Genomic DNA, 24,679 nt, shown 5'->3' on the forward strand with positions numbered 1-24,679 from the left:
ACCGCACCGCCCGGTACCGCACCGGCGGAGTACCGTCGATCATGGAACGGCGGAGCGGACCGGGGAGCGGCAGTGCACGACAGCGGAACATCCGGCCTCGACGAACTCCAGGGCGCCCTGGCCGCGCGCGCGACCGTGCAGGGCTGGGCCGAAGGCCTGGAACTGCTCGAACTCTTCCGCGCCGCGCACCGCGCGGGCTGGCTGGACCTGCTGCGCGACGGGACCACCACCGCAGAACTCGCCGACGCCACCGGAGTCCCCGCCGAACAGGCCGCCGACGTGCTGGCCGTGCTCACCGCAGCGGGCGTCGCGCACGAGCAGGACACCGCGTTCCGGCTCACCCCCGCCTTCCACGCCCTCACCGCGGGCGCCTCCGGCGTCGACGTGCCGACCGTGCTCGACGCCGCCGACCTGGCCCGGGACCGCGTCGCAGGCGCCGTGCTGCCCGCCGACCGCGACCTCGACGGCGAGCAGGCGCTGCGACTCGCCCGCGGCTGGGGCGTGCGGCCCGAGGACGGGGCTCGGCAGCTGTACCGGATGCTCTACCAGGCCTTGCCCGAGTACCACGACCGGTTGGCCCGCGGCGGCCCGCTGCTCGACGTCGGCAGCGGCGTCGGCGGCGCGCTGCTGACCACGCTCACCTTGTTCGACGGACTGCGCGCCGTCGGCGTCGAGGTCGTTCCGGAGGTCGCCGCCGAACTGACCGCCCGCGCCGCGGACGCCGGCGTCGCCGACCGGCTCGACGTGCGCACCACCGACGCCCGCGAGCTGCGCGACGAGGACGCCTTCGAGGTCTGCTACTGGGCCCAGGCGTTCTTCCCCGCCGACGACCGCGCCGACGTGCTCGCCGCGATCCGCCGCGCCCTGCGCCCCGGTGGCCTGCTGCTGGTCCAGGAGCTCTTCCCCGCGCAGGCGGACCCCGGCACGCGCGGCGCCCTCGACCGCCTCTTCCACCGGCGCCAGCGGGTCGCGTTCGGCGTGTCGGCCGAAGACCTCGCCGCCGAGGGCACCGCAGCCGGCTTCCGCGCACCGCAGATCATCGCCAGCCCCCTCGGCAGGCTCGTCCTGCTGCGCACGCCCTAGCGGCGCCGCCGGTTCACCGCCGCGGGCGGCGGGCCAGGTACACCAGCGCGGGCGGCACGTTGCGCCACACCGTGCGGCTGAGCACCGTCTCCTCGAACGCGGCGCGCAGATCGGCGTGCTGCCGCCGCGCCGGGGCCGCCCACCGGGTCCACGTGTACGCGAACTGCGTGAACGCCCCCTGCTCGGTCAGCGAGTCCGCGATCAGCCGGATCAGCGGCACCCCGTTCTGCGGTGCGTGCGCCGCCCACGGCAGCCCGCTGACCACCACGTCGGCCCGCACGTCCCGCTCGGCCAGCAGCCGCGGCAAGGCGCGGGCGTCGGCGCATTCCACGTCCACCTCGGGGAACCGGGCGCTCAGCGATTCCGCCCACCGCTGGTTGAGCTCCACCGCCAGGTGGGTGCCGCGGCCGCCGAGCCGCTGCTGGATCGCCTCGGTGAACGCGCCCGTGCCGGGGCCGAGCTCCACCACCACCGGATCACCGGTGGCCGGGATCGGCGCCACCATGCCCCGCGCCAAGTGGCGGGAGCTGGGGCCCACCGCGGCCGTCGTCGTCGGGGACTTCACGAATTCGCGGAGGAACTCCACCGCACCGGCGGCACTGCTCACGTCGGGCTCCCGTGCTCTGCGGCGTCAGGGCAGACGTCGCCCCAGCAGCAACGAGAGCACCGCCGCGACGATCGCGGTGAGCGTACCCAGCACCAACCACGGCTTGCTGGCGTCTGTGTGCTTGATCTCGTAGCCGATCTGCTCGCCCAGCGTGTCGTAGACGCGGCGCAGCTGTTCGGCGCTGGCGGCCTTGTGGAACTCGCCGCCGGAGAGGTCCGCGATCTCCTCCATCGCCTCGTCGTCGACCTCCACGGGCTGCGACTGGCCTTCGATGTCGATCGTGCCGTAGTCGGTGCCGAACGAGATCGTGGTGATCGGGATCCCGGCCTTCTTCGCCTCCCCCGCCTTCGTGTAGGCGCCGCGCGGGGCGTTCATGTCGCGCGGGATGGTCTGCCCGCCGTCGGCCATGAGCACGATCCGCGCGGGCGGGGCGCCGCCGGGGCCGCCGACCATCTTGCCGAACGAGTCGATCGCCGACATCGAGGCGTTGATGCCGTCGCCGGTCGCGGTCGCCTCGGACAACGACAGGTTGTCGATGGCCTGCTTCACCGCGGTCCGGTCGGTCGTGGGCATGACCATCACGGTGGCGGTGCCCGCGAACGACACCAGCCCGAGGTTGATGCCGGGGGTGAGCTTGTCGGCGAACTCCTTCGCCGCGATCTTCGCCGCTTCCAGGCGGCTCGGCTCGACGTCCTTGGCCATCATCGACAGCGACACGTCGACGGTGAGCATGACCGTCGCCCGGTTCCGCGGGATGCGCTGCTCGGCGGTCGGCCCGGACAGCGCCACCGTCAGCAGGATCATCGCGACGGCCAGCAGCGCGGCGGGCACGTGCTTGGGCCAGCCCTGCCGCTTCGGCGCCACCCGGTCCAGCACCGCCAGGTTGCTGAACCGCAACGTCTCCTTGCGCGCCCGCTGCTGCGCCCACACGTAGCCGGCGACGAGCGCGGCGACCACCAGCAGCAGCAGGAACCACCACGGCGCGGTGAAACCCGACAAACTCAACATCACGCCGTTCCTCCGGACCATCCGCGCTTGCGGGCCACCACGAACCGCACCACGTCGGCGATCCAATCCGAATCCGTTCGCAGCACCAGGTGCGCGCAGCCCGCTCGCCGCAGCTCCGCCGCGACCTCCTCGCGGTGCGCCGCGGCCGCGGCCGCGAACTCCTTGCGCAGCACCGGTGTCGTGCGCACTTCCCGCTGCTCCCCCGTCTCGGGGTCGGACAGCACGACGGTGCCCACGTCCGGCAGCTCCAGGTCCCGCGGGTCGAGCACCTCGACCGCGAGCAGCGAGTGCCGGGCGCCGAGCCCGCGCAGCGCGCGCTGCCAGTCCAGCTCACCCAGGAAGTCGGAGATCACCACCGCGAGCCCGCGCCGCCGCGGCGGGCGCCGCAACGACTCCAGCAGCCGCGGCAGATCACCCCGGGTTCCCTCCGCCGCCCGCGGCGTCTCGGCGACGTTGCGCAGCAACCCGCGCGAGTGCCCCAGCCCGCCGCGCGCGGGCAGCCGCACCGGGCCGGTGCCGTTGTCCACGACCGCCCCGATCCGGTTGCCGCCACCGCTGGTCAGGTGCGTCACCGCGGCCAGCGCGGCGATCGCCAGCTCCCGCTTGTCGCAGGCCGCGGAACCGAAGTCGAGGCTCGGCGACAGGTCCATCGCCACCCAGGTCTCCAGCTCCCGGTCGGCCACGGTCTGCCGGATGTGCGGTTCGGACATGCGGGCGGTGACCGCCCAGTCCATCCGCCGCACGTCGTCGCCGGGCTGGTAGACCCGCGCCTCCCCCGGTTCGGTGCCCGGTCCGGGCACCAGGCCGAGGTGGTTGCCTTGAAGCAGGCCGTCGAGCCTGCCGCGCACGGTCAGCTCCAGCGAGCGCAGCGCGGCGTGCAGCCGCGGCCCTTCCAGTTCGGGCGGGGCCCAGGACGGGCGGTCCGCACCTTCGCGGGCGGAACTCACCGGCACGGCTGATCGCTCCTCGTTCGTCGGGTGGGGCACGGGCGCGCGGCCGCGCGTCAGTACTGCGGCGGGCCGACCGGCGCCTGCCCGTACCCGGGCTGCGCCTGCGGCGGGTTCGCCTGCGGGCGGGCCGAGACCTGCGGCAACGGCACGGTCTGCAGCACCCGGTTGACGATGTGGTCGACCGGGATGCCGTCGGCGAGCGCGTCGTAGGACAGCACCAGCCGGTGCCGCAGCACGTCCGGCACCACGTCCACCACGTCCTGCGGCAGCACGTAGTCGCGGCCGCGGACCAGCGCCAGCGCCCGGGACGCGGCGACGATGCCGAGGCTCGCGCGCGGCGAGGCGCCGTAGGACACCCACCCTGCGATGTCGGACAGGCCGTGGTCGTTCGGGGTGCGCGTCGCCAGCACCAGCCGCACCACGTAGTCGACCAGCGCGTGGTGCACGAACACCTGCGCGGCGACGTCCTGCAACCGGGTCAGCTCGTCGGCGTCGAGCACCGGCGTCGGTTCCGGGCTCGCCACGCCCATCCGGTAGACGATCTCCCGCTCCTCCTCGGCCGAGGGGTACTCGACCTGGAGTTTGAACAGGAACCGGTCCCGCTGCGCCTCCGGCAGCGGGTAGACGCCTTCGTTCTCGATGGGGTTCTGGGTGGCCAGCACCAGGAACGGCTTGGGCATCGGGAAGCTCTCGCCGCCGATGGAGACGTGCCGCTCGGCCATGACCTCCAGCAGCGCCGACTGCACCTTGGCGGGCGCGCGGTTGATCTCGTCGGCGAGCACGAAGTTCGCCAGCACCGGCCCGAGCTCCACGTCGAAGCGCTCGCTGCCCTGCCGGTAGATGCGGGTGCCGAGGATGTCGGCGGGCACCAGGTCGGGAGTGAACTGCAGTCGGGAGAACGAGCCGCCGACGACCTTCGCGAAGGTCTCCACGGCGAGCGTCTTGGCGACGCCGGGCACGCCTTCGAGCAGCACGTGGCCCTTGGCCAGCAGGCCGACCAGGATCCGCTCGACGAGCCGGTCCTGCCCGACGATGATCCGCTTGACCTCGAACACGGTGCGTTCGAGCAACTGCGCGTCCCGGGCCGGTGTGCTCACCTGCTCCGCGGGCGCCGCCCCGCCCTCGCCGGCCTCGGTCACTTCGACACCTCTCGTTCGCTTCCCTGGTCGCTTCGGGCGTTCGCCGCGGTGCCGGGCCGCCGGACCTCGGCGGACGTGGGCGTTCGCGCGCCGAGCGCACGTCGCAGCGATCTTGGCACGGCGGCGCCCCGGTTGCGCGAGGGGGCACCCGGCCAGGTTCGAAGTCAACCGCACGGGCGGTGTGACCCCTGTGAAGCGATCTCCGCCCTCCGTGCGGTCCTTTCCCGCGCCCGCGATGCCGGGCCGCTGCGGGCGCATTGATTTCAGCCGACACTGAAGGAATCGAGCTCACGAACATGATGCGGCGCGGGAGCGCGCAGCCGAGCCAGCGCAGTGCGGCTCAGTCCAACCGGTGCAGGTCCTGCGGGGTGTCGACGTCGGCGGCCTCCGCCCCCACCGCGGGGACGTGCGCCGGGTCCAGCGCGGCGAACAGCGCGCGCACCGGTCGGTCCCGCACCTGCTCCGGCATCGCCGCGCGCAGCACCGCCACCGGCCACACGCCCAGCAGCCACTGCAGGGCGCCGTCCGCGTCCACCAGCACCGCGCCGCGCTCCCCCGCCGCCGCGCGCAGCCGCGCCACCGTCTCCGCGGTGAGCCCCGGGTGATCGGCGGCCAGCACCGCCACCAGGCCCCGCTCGAACGGGACCTCCCCCAGCCCCGCGTGCAGCCCGGCGAGCGGACCCGAGCCGGGCGGGTCCTCCCGCGCCCACCGCACCGGCGGCGACACCGGCCGCCGCGGCCCGGCCACCACCAGCGGGTCGGCGTCGCGCACCGCCAGCGCGGTGTGCTCCAGCAACGTGCGGCCACCGGTGTTCAGCGCCAGCTTGTCCACGCCGAGCCGGCGGGAACTCCCGCCCGCGAGCACCACCGCCGCGAATTCGTCCACCACGCCCCGATGCCTACCGCAGCCCCGCCGCCGCATCGCGGGCACCCCACCCGGAACGCGCGGAAGCGGCCGCGCCGGGAGACCCACCGGCACGACCGCTTCCGGAACCGATCAGAGGACGCGGACCGCGTAGGGCGCGATGCCCGCGTAGCGCACCGAGGTGACCCGCACCTTCGAACCCGAGTACGGCGCCTCCACCATCTGGCCGCCGCCGAGGTACAGCGCCACGTGGTGCACCCGCCCGCTGCTGCGCCAGAACAGCATGTCCCCGCGCTGCATCGACGACAGCGGCACCCGGGTGCCGGACTGGTACTGGTAGCCGCTGTAGTGGTCGAGCTGGACCCCGGCCCCGGCGAACGCGTAGATCATCAGACCGGAGCAGTCGAACCCGATCTTCTGGTAGTCGCCGTACGAGTCGGCCACTCCCCCGTCGCGGATGCCGCGCGTGGGGCCGCTGGAGTTGCCGCCGCCCCAGGCGTAGGGCATGCCGACCTGGTTGAGGGCCCGGCGCACCACGGCCTCGACCGAGCCGGTGGCGACCTCGGTGTCGTCGTCATCATCGTCGGAGTCGGGCACCGAGCCGCCCTGCGCGTTCCCGGCGGCGGCCGCTTCGGCGGCCTGCTGGGCCTGCGCGGCCTGGCTCGCCTTGAGCCACTCCTCGTACCGGTCGCGCTGGGACTCCAGCCCGCGGACGGCGGCGCGGGCGGCGGTGAGCTCCTGCTGCACGCCGGAGCGTTCGGCCTCCAGCTTCGCGGAGGTGCTCGCCTGCGCGGCGCGCGCGGAGATCGCGGCGTCCTGCGCGGCGTCGGCGCGACCCTTCGCGTCGGCGGCGGTGGCCCGGGCCGCGGCGGCCTCCTGGAAGGCCTTGCGCGCCAGGGAGTCCTTGTTGACCTGGTCGATGTGGGAGCGCTCCATGTCGTCGAGCACGTCGAGCTGGGTGCGCCCGACGGTGTCGAGGAGCTCGGCGCGCTCGAGCAGTTCGTCCGGCCCGTGCGCGCCCACGTACGCGGTGAGCGACCCCAGCTTGCTGCCCTGCCGGTAGCTGCCCGCCGCGAACTCGTCGAGGCGGGCGCGCTGGCGCTCCACCTCGTCGGCGGCCGCGCGGGCCCGGCCCTGCGCCCCGGCGGCGGTCTGCTCCGCGCGGGCCCGGGCGCGTTCGGCGCGGTCGAGGTCGACGCGCGCCTTGTTCGCGTCCTCCATCGCCAGTTCCACCCGCGCGCCCAGCTCGGTGAGCCGGGTTTCGGCTTCGGAGAGGCGTTGGGTGAGTTCGCCGACGCGGTCCGCCCGGTCGCCGACGCGGTCGCGCTGTGTTTGGATCTCGCCGTCGTCAGGTCGCGCCGGGGGTTCCGGCGCGCCGGCCGCGGCCAGCGGGAGCGCGAGGGCGATCGCGGAGGCGAGCACCAGGCCGCCGGGCAGTAGTCGAGGTCGCCGCACGACCGCCACCTCCAGGACGCCGAACTGGTCCGTTCGGACTTGCAGTGTTGCGCCATTCAGCGCACAGGACGAGCACAACTGTGCATCGTGACCCCACTGCTCGCAATTCGTCGCACGAACCACACGCGCCACAAGGTCGACATCACGGCATCAACGGGATATTTCGGGCGCGCTGAACCGTTCCAGCGAACACGGGGACGTGGTGGACGGTCTCAGCGGGTGGGCGCGAGGCGGAGGCGGATCAGCCCCAGGTGCTGGGGTCGCCCCAGGTGCGCAGCGGCTCGGCGGGCTCGGCGAGCGGCACCGCGGCCAGCTCCGGCAGCACCTCGGCCAGCGGCTCGCGCAGCACCGCGGCGGCGAGCTCGTCGTACGGCGTCGGCTCGGCGTTGCAGATCACCAGCCGCGCGCCCGCGCGCACCGCGAGCTCCGCCAGCCCCGCCGCCGGGTGCACCGTCAGCGACGTCCCGGCGGCCAGGAACAGGTCGCAGTCCAGCGCGGCGCGCTGCGCGGAGCGGATCACGTCCGGGTCGAGGTTCTGGCCGAACGAGATCGTCGTGGACTTCAGGATGCCGCCGCAGGAACGGCACGGCGGGTCCTCCTCGCCGTCGGCGACGCGTTCCAGCGCCGCCCGCATCGACCCAGTCGCCCCGCAATCCAGGCAGACCACGCCGAACACCGATCCGTGCAGCTCCAGCACCAACCCGACCGGGAGCCCCGCCCGCTGGTGCAGCCCGTCGATGTTCTGGGTGAGCAGCGAGGTCAACCGGCCCTGCGCGGCCAGGTCCGCGAACGCGCGATGCGCCGGGTTCGGCTCCGCCGCCCACGCCGGGTGCTCGGCGCGGCCGCGCCAGGCCAGCCTGCGCACCTCCGGATCGGCCACGTACGAGTCGAGGTCGGTGAGCCGCTGGGCCTGCGGGTCCCGCGTCCACACCCCGTTCGGGCCGCGGAAGTCCGGGATGCCCGAGTCGGTGGACACCCCCGCACCGGTCAGCGCGGTGATCCGCCGGGCCGAGGCGAACAACTCCCGAGCGTGCGCGTGCTCGGTGCCGGGATCGCTGCCGCGTGCTGTCACCCCACCACGGTGCCACGTGGCGGGCACCACCCCGAATCCGGGCGTCCGCGCAGTTCACGCCCGGCGGGTCCGCGGATGTGAAGGCGGCTTTGCCCGGCGGTAACGCGCAGCGGCGATCAGCGGAAACACCCGCTCCCTAGCGTCGGTCCGGCACGACGAGAGGAGCCGCGGTGACCACCACCCCGCACAGCAGGCCCGGCCGCTGGATCGACGGCTGGAACCCGGAGGACGAGGCGTTCTGGCAGCGCACCGGCAAGCGCATCGCGCGCCGCAACCTGTGGCTGTCCATCCTGTCCGAGCACGTCGGGTTCTCCGTGTGGAGCATCTGGTCGGTCCTGGTGCTGTTCCTGTCCCCGGAGATCGGCTTCGACTTCGACCCCGCCGAGAAGTTCCTGCTGACCACGGTGCCGACGCTGGTGGGGGCGCTGCTGCGGCTGCCCTACAGCTACGCGGTGACCCGGTTCGGCGGGCGGAACTGGACGGTGCTCGCCACCTCGGTGCTGCTGGTGCCCACCGGGTTGATCTGCTACTTCGTCCAGCAGCCGGGGACGCCGCTGGGCGTGTTCCTGGTGCTGGGCGCGCTGACCGGGCTCGGAGGCGGGAACTTCGCGTCCTCGATGACCAACATCACGAGCTTCTTCCCGCAGCGGGAGCAGGGCTGGGCGCTCGGGCTCAACGCGGGCGGCGGGAACATCGGCGTCGCCGTCGTGCAGATCGTGGGGCTGCTCGTGGTGGCGGTGGCGGGCGGGACGAGCCCGTCGCTGGTCGCCGGGATCTACCTGCCGCTGATCGTGCTGGCCGCGCTGCTGGCGGCGCTGCGGATGGACAACGTCGACGCGGTCGTCACCGCACCGGGCGCGCAGCGGGAGGTGCTGCGCGACTCGCACGCCTGGTGGCTGTCGCTGCTCTACGTCGGGACGTTCGGGTCGTTCATCGGCTACGGGTTCGCGTTCGGCCTGGTGCTGCAGAGCGAGTTCGACTTCACCCCGCTGCAGGCCGCGACCTGGACCTTCCTGGGACCGCTGCTGGGGTCGCTGGCGCGGCCGATCGGCGGGCTGCTGGCGGACCGGCGGGGCGGGGCGCGGGTGACGTGCTGGAACTTCCTGGCGATGGCCGCGGGGACCGGGGTGCTGCTGGTGGCGTCCGGGTTGGACTCGTTCCCGCTGTACCTGGGGGCGTTCGTGCTGCTGTTCGTGCTCAGCGGGATCGGGAACGGCTCGGTGTACAAGATGATCCCGGCGGTGTTCGCGGCCGGGGCGCGCCGGGAGATCGCCGAGGGCGGCGAGCCCTCGGGAGCGTTCGCGCGGGCCCGCAGGCTGTCCGGGGCGCTGATGGGCGTGGCGGGGGCGGTCGGGGCGCTCGGCGGGGTGTTCATCAACCTCACCTTCCGCGCCTCGTTCGGCGGTGCGGCGGGCGACGGGGACGCGGCGCTGACCACGTTCCTGGGCTGCTACCTGGTGTGCGCCTCGCTGACCTGGGCGGTGTACCTGCGCCCGCGGCCCGCCGAGGCGCCTGCCGTGATCGCGGGAGGATCCGGCCGTGCCTGAACCACGCAGCGTGACCACCCACTGCCCCTACTGCGCCTTGCAGTGCGGAACCCGGTTGAGCCGGGAGCGCACCGGCGTCGCGGTCGAACCGACAGACTTCCCGGTGAACCGGGGCGGGTTGTGCCAGAAGGGCTGGACCGCGCCCGCCCTGCTCGACGCACCGGACCGGCTGCTGCACCCGATGGTGCGGCGCGGCGGCCGGCTGCGGCCGGTGGAGTGGGACACCGCGTTGCGCACCGTCGCCGAGCGGGTGCGGGAGCTGCAGGCCGCGCACGGCGCGGACGCGGTGGGCGTGTTCGGCGGCGGCGGGCTGACCAACGAGAAGTCGTACCTGCTGGGCAAGTTCGCGCGGCTCGCGCTGGGCACCAGCCGGATCGACTACAACGGCCGGTTCTGCATGTCCTCGGCGGCCGCGGCCGGGACCGCGGCGTTCGGGCTGGACCGGGGGCTGCCGTTCCCGGTGACCGACCTGGGCCGGGCGGACGTGGTGCTGCTGGCCGGGGCGAACCCGGCCGAGACGATGCCGCCGCTGCTGCGGCACCTCGCCGCGCCGGAGCTGGTCGTCATCGATCCGCGGCGCAGCGCCACCGCGCAGCGCGCCGCCCTGCACCTGCAGCCCGCGCCTGGCACCGATCTGGCGCTGGTGCTGGGGATGCTGCACATCGCGGTCGTCGACGGGTGGGTGGACGGCGACTACGTCCGGGACCGCACCACCGGGTTCGAGGCGGTCCGGCGGCGGGCGATGAGCTGGTGGCCGGAACGGGTGGAGCGGATCACCGGAGTACCGGTGCGCGCGCAGCGGGCGGCGGTGCGGATGCTCGCTCGTGCCGACCGGGCCTACGTCCTGACCGGGCGCGGCGCCGAGCAGCACGCGAAGGGCACCGACACCGTCGCCGGGTTCATCGACCTGGCCCTCGCCCTCGGGCTCCCCGGGCGCGACGGCAGCGGTTACGGCTGCCTGACCGGGCAGGGCAACGGGCAGGGCGGCCGGGAGCACGGGCAGAAGGCCGACCAGCTGCCCGGCTACCGCTCCCTCGCCGACCCGGCGGCGCGCGCGCACGTCGCCGGGGTGTGGGGCGTGCCGCCGGACTCGCTGCCCGGCCCGGGCATCAGCGCCTACGAGCTGCTGGATTCGGCCGGTGAACCTGGCGGGGTGCGCGGACTGCTGGTGTTCGGGTCGAACCCGGTGGTCTCCGCGCCGCGCGCCGGGCACGTCGCCGAGCGGCTGGCGGCGCTGGACCTGCTGGTGGTGGCGGACTTCGTGCCCTCGGAGACGGCGCGCGCGGCGGACGTGGTGCTGCCGGTGGCGCAGTGGGCCGAGGAGGACGGCACCATGACCAACCTCGAAGGCCGGGTGCTTCGCCGCCGCCGGTTGCGGGTGCCACCGGGCCACGCGCGCAGCGACCTGGAGGTGCTGCACGGGCTGGCGCGGCGGCTCGGCGAACCCGGCCACCGCTACCCCACCGCGCCGCGCGAGGTGTTCGCGGAGCTGCGCCGCGCCTCGGCCGGTGGCGCCGCCGACTACGCGGGCATCAGCTACGAGCGGCTCGACGCCGGGGAGGCGCTGCACTGGCCGTGCCCGGCGGAGGACCACCCGGGCACGCCGCGGCTGTTCCTGGACCGGTTCGCCCACCCCGACGGACGCGCCCGGTTCGCCGCGGTGGAGCACCGACCGGCCGCGGAGCAGGTGTCCGCCGAGTTCCCGCTGCACGCCACCACCGGCCGGGTGCTGGCGCACTACCAGTCCGGCGCGCAGACCCGCCGGGTGCCGGAGCTGGCCGCGACAGCGCCCGAGGCGTTCGTGGAGGTGCACCCCGACACCGCGCGGCGGGCGGGGCTCGGCGACGGGGACGTGGCGCTGGTGAGCTCGGCGCGCGGCCGGACCGCGGCGCGGGTGCGGCTGGTGGATTCGATGCGGGTGGACACCGTGTTCCTGCCGTTCCACTTCCCCGGCGCGGGACGGGCGAACCTGCTCACCAATCCGGCGCTCGATCCGCGCAGCCGGATGCCGGAGTTCAAGGTGGCCGCCGCCCGCCTCGATCCGCTGCCCGCGGACGTGGCGCCGCCGACCGGTGCCGCGGCGGAGGTGTTCGCGTGAGCCACGTGCTGATCGCCGGGAACGGTCCGGCCGCGCACCGGCTGGTGGAGCGGCTGCGCGGGCACGGCCACGACGGGCCGATCACCGTGCTGGGCGCGGAGGACCGGCCCGCCTACAACCGGGTGCTGCTGGCCTCGGTGCTGGACGGGACGCTGCCGCCGGACGCGGTGGAGCTGCCGGAGCTCGACGCCGACGTGCGCACCGGAGTCACCGCCACCGCGGTCGATCCCGCGCGGCGGCTGGTGCGGACGGACACCGGGGTGGTGCACCGGTACGACGAGCTGGTGCTGGCGACCGGGGCGCGGGCGGCGGTGCCCGCGGTGCCGGGGCTGCGCGCGGCGGGCGGGGCGCTCGCCGCCGGGGTCGCGGTGCTGCGCACCCTCGCGGACTGCGCGCGGATTCCGGCCGGGGCGCGGCGCGCGGTGGTGCTCGGCGGCGGGGTGCTCGGCGTGGAGACCGCGCGCGGGCTGCTCGGCCGCGGCCTGGAGGTGGTGCTGGTGCACCCGCAGCCGCACCCGATGGACCGGCAGCTCGACGCGGCGGGCGGGGCGCTGCTGGCCGAGCACCTCCGGGAGGCGGGCGTGCGCACCCGGTTCGGTCGCCGAGCCGCCGCGCACCGGCCGGGCGAGCTGGTGCTCGACGACGGCGAGGTGCTGGCCGCGGACGTGGTGGTGCTGTGCACCGGCGTGGTCCCGGAGACCGGATTGGCCCGCGAGGCCGGGCTGGCCGTGGGCCGCGGTGTGCTGGTGGACGACCACCTGGCCACCTCGGACCCGCACGTGCACGCCCTCGGCGACTGCGCCGAGCACGACGGGCGGGTGCCCGGCCTGATCGCCCCGGCCTGGGAGCAGGCGGAGGTGCTGGCGCGGCGGCTCGCGGGCGGTTCGGCGCGCTACCGCGCCGGCGGGACCGTGACCAGGCTCAAGGCGCGCGGCATCGACGTGGCCTCACTGGGCGAGGTGGCGGAGCTGGCATCCCCGGCGGCGGAGCCCGTGGTGCTCTCGGATCCGGCGCGCGGCCGGTACGCGAAGCTCGCCGTCCGGGGCGAACGCCTCGCCGGGGCGGTGTTGATCGGGTTCCCGCAGGCCACCGCCACCCTCGCCCAGCTGCACGACCGGGACCTGCCGCTGCCGGTGGACCGGCTGGGCCTGCTGCTGGGCGCCGCGCCCACCGCGGCACCGGCGGAGCCGACCGCGGACGCGGTGCTGTGCCGCTGCAACGACGTGAGCAAGCGGCGGCTGGAGGACGCGTGGCGCGCCGGGGCCCGCGACCTCGGCGCGCTGGCCCGGACCACCCGGGCCACCACCGGTTGCGGCGGTTGCGCCGACGAAGTGCGCGGCCTGTGCGCCGCGCTGCGCGCCGCCGAACCGGCCGGCGCGGACGAACCCGAACAGGAGGGCGCCGCATGACCCGCACCCTTGTCGTGATCGGCCACGGGATGGTCGGCCACCGCCTCGTCGAAGAGCTGCGCTCCCGCGACGACGCGGACCGCTGGCGGGTGGAGGTCCTCGCCGAGGAACCCCGCGCCGCTTACGACCGCGTCGCGCTGTCGTCCTACCTGGACGGTGGCAGCGCCGCGGACCTCGATCTGGCCGGACCGGGCTTCTTCGACGACCCGATGGTGCGGCTGCACCTGGACCACGCCGTCGCGAGCATCGACCGCGCGGCGCGGACCGTGCGCACCTCGGGCGGCGCCGAGTTCCGCTACGACGCGCTGGTGCTCGCCACCGGGTCCCGACCGTTCGTGCCACCGGTGCCCGGCCACGACCTGGCCGGGTGCCACGTGTACCGCACGCTCGACGACCTGGACGGCATCCGGGACGCGGCGGTGGCGGGGGCGCCCGGTGTCGTCATCGGCGGCGGGCTGCTCGGGTTGGAGGCGGCGAACGCGCTGCGGCTGCTGGGGATGCGCCCGCACGTGGTGGAGCGGGCGCCGCGGCTGCTGCCGCTGCAGGTCGACGACGGCGGCGGCCGGGTGCTGGCGCGGCTGGTCGAGGACCTGGGGCTGGCGGTGCACTGCGGGACGGCGACCGCCTCGATCGACGCCGGACCGGACGGGCGAGTCGCCGGGGTGACCCTCGGCGACGGCGGCACGATCCCGGCCGAGCTGGTGGTGTTCTCCGCGGGGGTGCGCCCGCGCGACGAGCTCGCCGCACGATCCGGGCTGGTGCGGGCCGACCGCGGCGGGGTGCTGGTGGACGGGCGCTGCCGCACCTCCGACGAGCGCGTCTGGGCGGTCGGTGAGTGCGCCGCCGTCGACGGCCGCTGCTACGGGCTGGTCGCTCCCGGCTACGCGATGGCCGAAGTGGTGGTGCGCGAGCTGCTGGGGCTGGACGGCGAGCCGTTCACCGGTGCCGACATGTCGACGAAGCTGAAGCTGCTCGGGGTGGACGTGGCCAGCTTCGGCGACGCGCACGCGACCGCGGACGGCGCGCTGGAGGTGGTGCACGCCAACCACGCGGCGGGCACCTACGCGAAGCTCGTGCTCAGCGACGACGCGCAGGTGCTGCTGGGCGGGGTGCTCGTCGGCGACGCGAGCGCCTACGCCTCGCTGCGACCGCTGGTGGGCCGCGCGCTGCCCGCACCGCCGGAGCGGCTGCTGCTGCCCACCGGCCCCGCGCCGGACGCGGGGACGCTGCCGGACGACGCGGTGGTGTGCTCCTGCAACAACGTGTCCAAAGGGGACATCACCGCGGCGATCAGCGGCTCCGGTCTGTCCGATGTGGCCGGTGTCAAGGCCTGCACCCGGGCGGGAACGAGCTGCGGGTCGTGCGTGCCGGTGCTGGGCAGGCTGCTCGCCGAGTGCGGCGTCGCCCCTGCCCGCGCGCTGTGCGAGCACTTCGCGCACACCCGCGCCGAGCTGTTCGAGATCGTCCGCGCTACCGGCATCGCCACGTTCTCCGAGCTGATCCGCGACCACGGCCGCGGGCGCGGCTGCGACCTGTGCAAACCGGCGGTGGCCTCGATCCTGGCGAGCCTCGGGCGCGGGCACGTGCTCGACGCCGAGCACGCCGGGCTGCAGGACACCAACGACCGGTTCCTGGCCAACCTCCAGCGCAACGGCACCTATTCGGTGGTGCCGCGGGTGCCCGGCGGGGAGATCAGCGCGGACGGGCTCATCGTGCTCGGCGAGGTGGCCCGCGAGTTCGGGCTCTACACGAAGATCACCGGTGGGCAGCGGATCGACCTGTTCGGCGCCCGCGTCGAGCAGCTCCCCGCGATCTGGCGGCGGCTGGTGGACGCCGGGTTCGAATCGGGGCACGCCTACGGCAAGGCGCTGCGGACCGTGAAGTCCTGCGTGGGCACCGACTGGTGCCGCTACGGCGTGCAGGACTCGGTGGCGATGGCCGTCCGGCTCGAACTGCGCTACCGCGGGCTGCGGGCGCCGCACAAGCTCAAGTCCGGGGTGTCCGGCTGCGCGCGGGAGTGCGCGGAGGCCCGGTCGAAGGACTTCGGCGTCATCGCCACCGACCGGGGCTGGAACCTGTACGTCGGCGGCAACGGCGGGTTCAGCCCGCGGCACGCGGAGCTGCTCGCCGCCGATCTCGACGACGAGGGGCTGATCCGGCTCGTCGACCGGTTCCTGATGTTCTACGTGCGCACCGCCGACCGGTTGCAGCGCACCGCCGCGTGGATCGAATCCCTCGACGGCGGCCTCGAGCACGTGCGGGAGGTCGTCGTCGAGGACTCGCTGGGCATCGCCGCCGACCTGGAGGCCGCGATGGCCGAGCACGTCGCGGGCTACGCCGACGAGTGGGCCGGGGTGCTCGCCGATCCGGCGAAGCTGGCCCGGTTCGTGTCCTTCGTCAACGCCCCCGACGCGCCCGACCCGACGATCGGGTTCCTGCCCGACCGGGACCGGTCCGCCGCAGGTCCGGTGCCGCTGCCCGCCCCGTCGATCCGGCCCGATTCCGCGGAGGTCCCCGCATGACGACCTGGTTTCCGATCTGCCCGTGGGCGGCGCTGCCGCCGGCCTGCGGTGTGCCCGCGCTGCTGGCCGCCGAACCGGTCGCGCTGTTCCGCACCTCCGACGACGAGCTGTACGCGGTGGGCGGTGTCGACCCGTTCTGCGGGGCCGGCGTGATCAGCCGTGGCATCGTCGGTGATCGCGGCGGCGAGCCGACGGTGGCCTCGCCGATGCTCAAGCAGGTGTTCTCGCTGCGCACCGGGAAGTGCCTGGACGATCCGGCCGCCCGGCTGCGCACCTTCCCGGTGCGGCGGCGCGACGAGGTCGTGGAGATCGGCCTGCCGTGACGTCCCTGGAACCACCGCTGCCGCTGGCCGGGTTCACCGTCGGGGTCACCGCCGCTCGCCGCGTCGACGAGCAGGCCGCGCTGCTGGAGCGGCGCGGGGCGCGGGTGCTGCCAGGGGCGGCGCTGCGGATCGTGCCGGTCGCCGACGACGCGCGGCTGCGCGCGGCCACCGAGCGCTGCGTCGCCGCCCCGCCCGCCGTCGTGGTGGCCACGACGGGGATCGGATTCCGCGGCTGGGTGGAGGCCGCCGACGGCTGGGGCCTCGGCGCGGACCTGCTCGGTGCGCTCGGCCCGGCCCGGTTGCTGGCGCGCGGCCCGAAGGCGCGCGGTGCGGTCCGCGCGGCCGGGCTGCCGGACGCCTGGTCCCCCGGCTCGGAGTCCTCCGCCGAACTGCTGGCGCACCTGCTGTCCGGGCCGCTGACCGGGGTGCGGGTGGCGGTGCAGCTGCACGGCAGGCCGCTGCCGGACTTCACCGCCGCGCTGCGGGCCGCGGGCGCCGAGGTCGTCGAGATCCCGGTGTACCGCTGGTGCCCGCCCGCCGACACCGGACCGCTGGCCGCGCTGGTCGACGCGGTGTGCGCCCGCGAGGTCGACGCCGTCACGTTCACCAGCGCGCCCGCCGCGGCCGGGTTGCTGGACCGCGCGACCGAGCAGGGGTGCCGTGCCGAGCTGCTCACGGCGCTGTCCGGCCCCGTGCTGGCCGCGTGCGTGGGCCCGGTGACGCACGCGCCGCTGGCCGAGGCGGGAGTGCCGGCGGTGCTGCCGCAGCGCGCCCGGCTCGGTGCGCTGGTGCGGGAGCTGTGCGAGCGGTTGCCCGGCCGCTACCCGTCGCTGCCGGTCGCCGGACGCACCTTGCAGCTGCGCGGGCACGCGGCCGCCGTGGACGGGGAACCGCGGCCGCTGTCGCCGGGCGGCAAGGCGCTGCTGCGGGTGCTGCTGGCCCGGCCCGGCGGCGTCGTCGCCCGCGAGGAGCTCGCCGCCGCGCTGGCCGCGGGCCGGGCGAAGGCCGTCGACGAGCACGCCGTCGAGCAGGCCGTGGCGCGGCTGCGGTCCGCGCTCGGCGTCCCGGAACTGGTGCAGACGGTGATCAAGCGCGGCTACCGGCTGCCGCTGGACGCGGAGGGCGCGTGACTCCCCCGCTGCTGCTGGTCGCGCACGGCACCCGCGACCCGGCGGGCCCGCCGGTCGTCGACCGGATCGCCGCCGCGGTCGCCGAGCGCGCGGGGATCGCGGTGCGCACCGCCTACGTCGACGTCATCGGCCCGACCGTCGCCGAGGCGCTGCACGGGCTGGACGGTCCGGTGGTGGCGGTGCCCGCGTTCCTCGCCGCCGGGTACCACGTGCGCGTGGACCTGCCCGCGCAGCTGGCCGCGGCCGGACGCGCGGACGTGACCACGACCGCGCCGTTGGGGCCCGCTCCGGAGCTCGCGGCGGTGCTGCTGCGGCGGCTGCGGACCGTGGGCTGGCGGCCGGGCGCGGAGGTGGTGTTCGCCGCCGCCGGTTCCACCGATCCGCGCGCGCTGGCGGACGTGCGGGCGGCGGCCCGGCTGCTCGGCGCGCGGTGCGGACGGGTGCTGCGGCCGAGTTACGTCACGACCGCGGAGCCGCGCACCGAGCGGGTGTGCGCCGAGCCGGGACCGGACCGGTTCGTCGCGCCGTACCTGCTGGCTCCCGGGGCGTTCCACCGGCGGCTGGCCGCGCTGCCGGTGCGCGGAGTGGCCGAGCCGATCGGGGCGCACCCGCTGGTGGTGGACCTGGTGCTGCGCCGCTACCGGGCGGCCCTCCGCGCGGTGTCCGGTCCGGTCCGCGCGGGAGCGGTTCACCCGCGGTGAGCCCGGGTCCTCCGACCTGACCCCTTCGTGGGGACTTGGAGTCCGTTCGATTCATACCTTGTTCATACCCACTTACGGTGGACGTTTCTTGCGTCGTCAGCGGGGAGGAACACATGACCAGCGCAACCAGTTCCGGAGCGAAGTCGAGTTCCGGCCGGAGCACGTCCGGCGGCAGCGCCGCGGGGCGCGGCTCCGGGTCCGGCTCGCGCTCCGGCAGCACCCGGAAGAGCACCGGCGGCACCTCGCGGACGACGAGCACCACCTCCGCGAACACCCGGTCCGGTCGCGGATCCGGCGCCTCTCGAACGAGCACCACCTCCACGGGCACGAGGTCGGCGCGCGGGTCCGGCACCACCAGGACGAGCACCACCTCCACGGGCACGAGGTCCGGTCGCGGGTCCAGCACTGCGCGGAGCTCGCGCAGCACCGGAACCTCCCGCGGCACCGGAACCTCCCGCGGCACCGGAACCTCCCGCAGCACCGCGACCGGGACTCGCGGCTCGAGCGGCCGCAGCACCGCGAGCACCGGATCCGGGACCACCTCGCAGTCGACCGCCACGTCGAAGGCGCAGGAGGCCACGGTGCACCTGCCGTTCGTCACCGCCCAGTTCCACGCGCCCGACGTGCACCTGCCCGGCAAGAAGGAGCTCGCCTCCGCGACCGAAGCGGTCCGCGCCCAGCTGCCCGAACCCCGCCAGGCCCTGTTCTACGGAGGTCTCGCCGCGGGCGTCGCGCTGAGCCTGCTCGAGTGGCCGGTCGCGCTGGCCATCGGCGTCGGCACCGCCGTCATCGGCCACGACCAGAAGTAGCCGCACCGCGGTTCCGGAGATCCCGAACCGCCCACCGCCCCGGTCCACGCGGTCGTTCCCGGGACCGGGGCGGTGCGTGCGCCACCCGGCACCGCGCTTCCCGCGCACCGCGCCCGCACTCCCGGAGAGGGATTCCATGCCGTTCGGCGCCCTGCTATCCCGAGCCGTCCACGTCGCCGCACCCGTGGTCGACGCCGTCCGCAACGCCGGCGCGCCACCGCTGAACCGCCGCACCTACACCCGGCACGGCCGCAGCCACCTGGAGGTCCGCGGCCTGCACGTGCCCGAGTCCGCCGGCGCCGCCCGGGACCTGCGCGACCGGCTGTCCGCTGTGGACGGTGTCGGCTCCGTCGAGGTGAACGCCGTGCTCGGCCGGGTGCTGGTGCACCACGACGCCGAGCAGGTGGGGTGCGCCGCGCTGGCCGAGGTCGTCGACGCGGTCGAACGCGACCACGACCTGGCCGGGCTCGGGAACTCCCCCGCCGGTGCCGCGCACCCCGGCAACGCGGACGGGTTGATGCGCGACGTCGGCGCGCTCGGGTTGAGCGTGCTCGGCCTCGGCTACTCGGCCGCCGCGGGGCTGCTGCCGTTCCGGCCCGCGTCCCCGCTGATCCCGGCGGCGGTGTCGCTGGCCGACTCGGTGCCGTGGCTGCGCCGGGGCGCGGAGAGCTCCCTCGGCCGCACCGGCGCCGACGCCGCGCTCGCCGTCGGCGGAGCCGTCACCCAGGGGCTCGCGCAGAACCCGCTGGCGGTGTTCAGCGACCTGGCCGCCCGGTTCAGCTCCGCCCGCGAGGGCATCGCCCGCCAGCAGGCGTGGCGGCACTGGGAGGAGACCACCCAGCCCGGCTCGCACGAGTCCACCGCGATCAGCACCGAACCGCGGCCGGTGGACCTGCCGGACGGACCGGTCGAGCAGGTCGCGAACCTCGCGGGCGCGTTCGCGCTCGGCGGCTACGGCACGGTGCTCGCCGCGACCCGCGACCAGCGGCGCGCGCTCGCCACCATGCTCGCCGCGATCCCGAAACCGGCCAAGACCGGCCGTGACGGGTTCGCCGCGCAGCTCACCACCGCGCTGTCCGCCCGCGGCACCCTCGTCCTCGAACCGAAGGCGGTGCGCAGGCTCGACCGGGTCGACACCGTCGTGCTGGACGCGCCCGCGCTGCTGACCGGACGCCGCGTGGTGGACGAGGTGGTGCCGCTGGACAGCGACGCCGACGCCACCCGGCTGTTCGCGCACGCCGCCGAACTCGTCGCCCCCGACCGGCCCAAGGCCCGCCGCAGCCGCGGGAAGTGGTCCTGCGCGCCGCTGGACGGCCGCACCGCGCAGCTGCCGGCACGGGTGCAGGCGGAACTGCGCGAGCACCGCGACCGGGGCGCGGTGCTGCTGGAACTGCGCAGGCACGACGAGCTCGTCGCCGTGGTCGCCGTCATCGAGGAGCTCGACCCGCTCGCCGAAGCGCTCATCGACGCCGCCCGCAGCGCCGGGACCGCGGTGCTCGCCGGGATCGGCAGCAAGCTGGACCGCAGGCTCGCCGTCGACGACGTGGTGCACGGCGGTACCCGGCTCGCCGCCTCGGTGCGGCGGTTGCAGCAGGACGGGCACGTCGTGGCCGTGGTGTCCACCCGCGGGCACGCGGCGCTGGCCGCCGCCGACGTCGGCATCGGGATCGCCGAGAACGACCAGCCGGCGCCGTGGGGAGCCGACCTGCTGTCCCCGAACCGGTCCGAGGCGCACAGCGCGCTGTGCGCCGTCGCCGAAGCCCGCACCGCCAGCAAGCACGCCGCCGCGCTGTGCGCGGGCGGGGCGTGCCTCGGCGTGCTGTTCGGCGCGATCGGGCCGTCGCTGGGCGCGCCCGCGCGCGCCGGGCTGCCGGTGCACGCCGCGAACCTGTTCGCGCTCGGCACCGGGACCCTCGCCGGTTTCCAGGCCGGGCAGCGACCGCCGCCCGCGCCGCACCAGCGCACCCCGTGGCACGCGCTGCCCGGCCGGGCCGTGCTGGGGGTGCTGGACAGCTCGGTGGACGGCCTCAGCGCCGCGGTCGCGCGCCGCTGGCGGCGGGCCCAGCCGCAACGGGCGGAGCACGAGGCCGGGGTCGTCGGCGCCACGCTGGAAGGCCTGGTCAACCCGATGACCCCGGTGCTGGTCGCCGGAGCCGTCGTGTCCGCCGGGCTCGGTTCCGTCCTGGACGCGGTGCTGATCATCGGGGTGCTGGGGATCAGCGCGCTCATCGACGGGGCGCAGCGCATCGCCACCGATCGCGAGCTCGCCAAGCTGCTCGACGCCGGTCAGCTGCCCGCGCGCGTGCGCCGCGACGGCACCACCTCCACCGTGCCCGCCGACCAGCTGGTGCCGGGCGACGTGGTCGAGCTGCGCTCCGGCGACGGGGTGCCCGCCGACTGCCGGGTGCTGGAGGCCGAATACCTGGAGGTCGACGAGTCCAGCCTCACCGGCGAGTCGAACCTGGTGGTCAAGACCCCGGAGGCGACCACGGCCGCGGCGCTCGGCGACCGCACCGGGATGCTCTACCAGGGCACCACGGTCGCCACCGGCACCGCGACCGCCGTCGTCGTCGCCACCGGGGCCGCCACCGAGGTCGGCCGCACCACCCAGGAGGACGGCCGGTCCGGCGGCGCGGCGGGCGGCGTCGAGGCCCGGCTGGCCGAGCTGACCCGGCAGATCCTGCCGCTGTCCGTCGGCGCGGGCGGCGCGCTGCTGGTGGTCGACCTGCTGCGCGGTACCCCGCTGCAGGCCACCGTCGGCCGCGCCGTGGGGCTCGCGGTGGCCGCCGTCCCGGAAGGGCTGCCGTTCGTGGCGACCCTCGCCGAGCTGGCCGCGGCGCGGCGGCTGTCCCGCCGCGGCGTGCTGGTGCGCAGTCCCGCCACGATCGAGGCGCTGGGCCGGGTGGACGCGCTGTGCTTCGACAAGACCGGCACCCTCACCCAGGGCCGCATCACCCTCGGCCAGGTCTCCGACGGCACGCACAGCAGCAGCCCGGACCGGCTCGACGCCGCCGAACGCGCCGTGGTCGAGGCCGCGGTGCGGGCGAACCCGCAGGCCGAAGGCGACCAGCCGCTGCCGCACCTCACCGACCGGGCGGTGCTGGAGGGGGCGCTGGCCGCGGGCATCGACCCGAACGGCCGGGAGGTGCTGGCGGACCTGCCGTTCGAACCGTCCCGCAGCTTCCACGCCACCCGCACCCGCGGTCCCGACGGGGTGGCGCTGCACGTCAAGGGCGCGCCGGAAGTGGTGCTGGAGCGCTGCGCGCGGTGGCGCGGCGCCGAGTTCGACGCGGCGGCACGCGCCCGGGTCGAGGCGGAGATCGAACGGCTCGCGCTGCTGGGCTACCGGATGCTGGCCGTCGCCGAGAAGGCCACCCCGGACGAGACCGGGACCGACCTGGAGGACGCCGAGGTGGCCGGGCTGGAGTTCGTCGGGCTGCTCGGCCTCGCCGACCCGGTCCACCCCACCGCGGCCGAGGCCGTCACCCGGCTGCAGCGGGCCGGGGTCGACGTCATCATGATCACCGGTGATCACCCGAGCACCGCGGAGGCCATCGCCGCCGAACTCGGCATGCTCGGCGGCAAGCGGGTGCTGCACGGCGCGCAGCTCGACGAGCTCGACGACGAGGAGCTGGCCGCCGAGCTGCCGGCCATCTCGGTGTTCGCCCGGGTCAGCCCGGCGCAGAAGGCGCGCATCGTGCGGCTGCTGCGCGCCGACGGCCGCACCGTGGCGATGACCGGCGACGGCGCCAACGACGTGCCCGCGATCAAGCTCGCGCACGTCGGGATCGCGCTGGGCTCGCGCGCGACACCGGCGGCGCGGGAGTCGGCGGACCTCGTGGTGGCCGACGACCGGATCGAGACCATCACCGACGGCATCGTGGAGGGCCGCGGGATGTGGGCCTCGGTGCACGACGCGCTGTCGATGCTGCTCGGCGGGAACCTCGGGGAGATCGGCTACGCGGTGGGCTCGGGGTTCTTCGGCGGCGACGCCGGGCTCAACGCCCGCCAGCTGCTGGTGGTGAACATGCTGACCGACGTGCTGCCCGCGATCGCCATCGCGGTGCGCCCGCCGCCGAACGCCACCCCGGAGCGGCTGCTCGCCGAGGGGCCGGACGCCTCGCTGGGCAAGGCGCTGACCGAGGCCGTATACCTGCGCGCGGCGGCCACGGCCGGTGCGGCCGGCCTCGCCTGGGCGCTGGCCCGCCCGGTGTCCACCCCGGCGCAGGCCCGGACCACCGGTCTGGTGGCGCTGGTGTCCGCGCAGCTCGCCCAGACCCTCGCCGTGCGCGGCCGCACCCCGCTGGTGCTGGCCTCCGGTGCGGTGTCGCTGGCGGTGCTGTTCGGGGTGGTGCAGGTGCCGGGTCTGAGCCAGTTCTTCGGCAGCACTCCGCTACTACCACACCAGTGGTGGATCGCACTCGGGTCGGCGGTCGGAACCACCACAGCCGTGGTGATATGGCAGCGCCCACCTGCGGATTCGACACCCGAAGAGCCGCGCGAGCTACCGGCCGCGGCAGCGGAGGAACCGGATGAACCGGTCGCGGAGCCGGACGCGGAGCGTGCTGCCGTCGTCGACGGCGAGGTGCTCCCGGAGCCCCGCAACGGCGTCGATCGCGGTCGGCCCGCAGGCTCGCGGCAGCTCGCCACGACACCCGGGTGACACCCGCGGCCGGTCGCCCGGTAGGGCTCGGGGCGACCGGCCGCGTCGAGCCCTCGTAGATCCCCCACCTGGGACAACGGCGGATTTTCCGCGCCACTTCACCTGCCCGTCACCCGGAACCCACCCGCTCCTCACCCCGTACCGGGACCGTCGGGGCGTACGAGCAGGAATCCGAGACGGCAGAAAGCGCGCCCACCATGAACTTCCTGGCGACCCTGCTGACCAGCGTGGCCGTGGCCCTCCTCGAGGGGCTCATCGTCCACGCCGCCAAGACCGCCTACCAGCGCATGGCCCGCGGCCGGGTGGCCTGACCGGAGGCCGCTGGTCAGACCTCGACGGGCCGCGCGGTGGGTTCGACCGCGGGAGCGGAGCGCTGGGCGATGAACGCGCCCGCGAGCACCAGCGCTCCCCCGGCCAGCTGCCAGCCGCCGACGTGCTCGCCGAGCAACAGCCAGGCCAGCACCGTGGCCACCACCGGCTCCAGGAACGCCACCGCACCCGCCACCGGTGGCGACAGCCTGCGCACCGCGACGATGCCGGTCAGGTAGGCGAGCACGGTGCTCACCAGCACCACCCAGCCGATGACGAGCAGCGCCGGGAAGGGCACCCCGGCCAGCTCCACCGGCTTCGCCAGCAGCACCCAGTCGAGTTCCCACGGCCGCGCGACCAGCGTGACCACGGCGGCGCCGACGAGCAGCCCGTAGGAGGCCAGCGCCCGCGGGTCGACCTCGGCGGAGCTGTCCGAGAGCAGGAAGTACCCGGCCTGGCACCCGGCCGCGGCCAGCGCGAGCAGCAGCCCGGCCGCGTCGAAGCGCAGCCCGGCGGCGATCTCCACCACGCACGCGAGCCCGACCAGCGCGAGCGCGGTGCCGATCGCGGCCTGCCTGGTCACCGGGGCGCGGCGCACGAACCGGATCCAGCCGAGCACCAGCACCGGACCGAGGAACTCGATGAGCAGCGCCACCGCCACCGGGATGGCGGCGATGGCGGCGAAGTAGAAGGTCTGCACCCCGGCGATGGCGAACAGCCCGTAGCCCAGCAGCAGCCACGGCGCGCGCCGCAGCGCTCCGGCGTGACGCACCGCGAACGGCAGCATCAGCAGCGCGCCGCCCGCGAGCCGCATCCACGCCACCTGCAGCGGGCTGAACCCGGCGGTGATCAGGGGTTTCGCGAACGGCCCCGAGCCGCCGAAGCAGAACGCGGACAGGATCGCTGCGGTCACACCGGCGGACTTGGGGGCGGCGAGCAGGGTGCGCACGGAGATCATCGAAGCACAGGTCCCGGCCCCACCGCGCCCG

18 protein-coding genes are annotated in these 24,679 nt (G+C 75.4%); 10 read left to right on the forward strand and 8 right to left on the reverse strand.

The window, feature by feature from the left end:
• Positions 1–72: 72 nt before the first annotated feature.
• Entirely contained in the window at positions 73–1,083 is a 1,011-nt protein-coding gene (locus AC29IT_RS02290; RefSeq protein WP_488217652.1) for an SAM-dependent methyltransferase, read from the forward strand.
• Positions 1,084–1,096: 13 nt separating this feature from the next.
• Here the strand turns inward: AC29IT_RS02290 and AC29IT_RS02295 are convergent, their stop codons facing one another.
• From AC29IT_RS02295 to AC29IT_RS02325, 7 genes are all read right to left on the reverse strand, one after another.
• Entirely contained in the window at positions 1,097–1,690 is a 594-nt protein-coding gene (locus AC29IT_RS02295) for a class I SAM-dependent methyltransferase (RefSeq protein ID WP_358445569.1), read from the reverse strand.
• 24 nt (positions 1,691–1,714) lie between these two features.
• Positions 1,715–2,695, reverse strand: coding sequence for a VWA domain-containing protein (locus AC29IT_RS02300; RefSeq protein ID WP_358445584.1), 981 nt, complete (start codon positions 2,693–2,695; stop codon positions 1,715–1,717).
• Between the two features lie 2 nt (positions 2,696–2,697).
• The gene (locus AC29IT_RS02305) at positions 2,698–3,651 is read right to left on the reverse strand and encodes a DUF58 domain-containing protein (RefSeq protein WP_358445566.1); all 954 of its coding nucleotides are present in this window, start codon (positions 3,649–3,651) and stop codon (positions 2,698–2,700) included.
• A gap of 50 nt (positions 3,652–3,701) precedes the next feature.
• Positions 3,702–4,787 carry an AAA family ATPase gene (locus tag AC29IT_RS02310; RefSeq protein WP_358445564.1) on the reverse strand — a complete coding sequence of 362 codons (1,086 nt, stop codon included), beginning with the start codon at positions 4,785–4,787 and terminating at the stop codon, positions 3,702–3,704.
• A gap of 340 nt (positions 4,788–5,127) precedes the next feature.
• Positions 5,128–5,676, reverse strand: coding sequence for a molybdenum cofactor guanylyltransferase (mobA, locus tag AC29IT_RS02315; protein WP_488217653.1), 549 nt, complete (start codon positions 5,674–5,676; stop codon positions 5,128–5,130).
• Between the two features lie 108 nt (positions 5,677–5,784).
• Positions 5,785–7,107, reverse strand: coding sequence for an NlpC/P60 family protein (locus AC29IT_RS02320; protein WP_488217654.1), 1,323 nt, complete (start codon positions 7,105–7,107; stop codon positions 5,785–5,787).
• Positions 7,108–7,348: 241 nt separating this feature from the next.
• Complete coding sequence (locus AC29IT_RS02325) at positions 7,349–8,179, reverse strand: SIR2 family NAD-dependent protein deacylase (RefSeq protein WP_488217655.1); 831 nt, start codon at positions 8,177–8,179, stop codon at positions 7,349–7,351.
• Between the two features lie 170 nt (positions 8,180–8,349).
• On the opposite strand from AC29IT_RS02325, the gene AC29IT_RS02330 reads away from it, so the two are divergent.
• The 9 genes from AC29IT_RS02330 (at position 8,350) to AC29IT_RS02370 (ending at position 23,381) form a co-directional block, all read left to right on the forward strand.
• Entirely contained in the window at positions 8,350–9,726 is a 1,377-nt protein-coding gene (locus AC29IT_RS02330) for an MFS transporter (RefSeq protein ID WP_488217656.1), read from the forward strand.
• Entirely contained in the window at positions 9,719–11,824 is a 2,106-nt protein-coding gene (locus AC29IT_RS02335) for a molybdopterin oxidoreductase family protein (protein ID WP_488217657.1), read from the forward strand. Before AC29IT_RS02330 ends, AC29IT_RS02335 begins: the two co-directional genes overlap by 8 nt.
• A complete protein-coding gene (locus tag AC29IT_RS02340) occupies positions 11,821–13,233 on the forward strand; it encodes an FAD-dependent oxidoreductase (protein ID WP_488217658.1) in 1,413 nt (470 codons plus the stop codon). Before AC29IT_RS02335 ends, AC29IT_RS02340 begins: the two co-directional genes overlap by 4 nt.
• Entirely contained in the window at positions 13,230–15,755 is a 2,526-nt protein-coding gene (nirB, locus tag AC29IT_RS02345) for a nitrite reductase large subunit NirB (RefSeq protein ID WP_488217659.1), read from the forward strand. The genes AC29IT_RS02340 and nirB overlap by 4 nt, the downstream gene beginning before the upstream one ends.
• Entirely contained in the window at positions 15,752–16,078 is a 327-nt protein-coding gene (gene nirD, locus AC29IT_RS02350) for a nitrite reductase small subunit NirD (protein WP_358445541.1), read from the forward strand. The genes nirB and nirD overlap by 4 nt, the downstream gene beginning before the upstream one ends.
• Positions 16,079–16,083: 5 nt before the next feature.
• Positions 16,084–17,208 carry a uroporphyrinogen-III synthase gene (locus AC29IT_RS02355; protein ID WP_488217908.1) on the forward strand — a complete coding sequence of 375 codons (1,125 nt, stop codon included), beginning with the start codon at positions 16,084–16,086 and terminating at the stop codon, positions 17,206–17,208.
• Positions 17,205–17,909 (forward strand): sirohydrochlorin chelatase, encoded by a 705-nt coding sequence (locus AC29IT_RS02360; protein WP_358446577.1) that lies wholly within the window; start codon positions 17,205–17,207, stop codon positions 17,907–17,909. The genes AC29IT_RS02355 and AC29IT_RS02360 overlap by 4 nt, the downstream gene beginning before the upstream one ends.
• Positions 17,910–18,490: 581 nt before the next feature.
• Complete coding sequence (locus AC29IT_RS02365) at positions 18,491–18,718, forward strand: hypothetical protein (protein ID WP_358446575.1); 228 nt, start codon at positions 18,491–18,493, stop codon at positions 18,716–18,718.
• Positions 18,719–18,854: 136 nt separating this feature from the next.
• On the forward strand, positions 18,855–23,381 hold the full coding sequence (locus AC29IT_RS02370; protein WP_488217660.1) for an HAD-IC family P-type ATPase: 4,527 nt from the start codon (positions 18,855–18,857) through the stop codon (positions 23,379–23,381).
• 325 nt (positions 23,382–23,706) lie between these two features.
• Here AC29IT_RS02370 and AC29IT_RS02375 read toward each other — a convergent pair whose 3' ends face one another.
• Positions 23,707–24,648: an EamA family transporter gene (locus AC29IT_RS02375; RefSeq protein ID WP_488217661.1), complete on the reverse strand. Its 942-nt coding sequence runs from the start codon at positions 24,646–24,648 to the stop codon at positions 23,707–23,709.
• Positions 24,649–24,679: the final 31 nt, after the last annotated feature.

Source organism: Saccharopolyspora sp. MMCC62, from assembly GCF_057736575.1.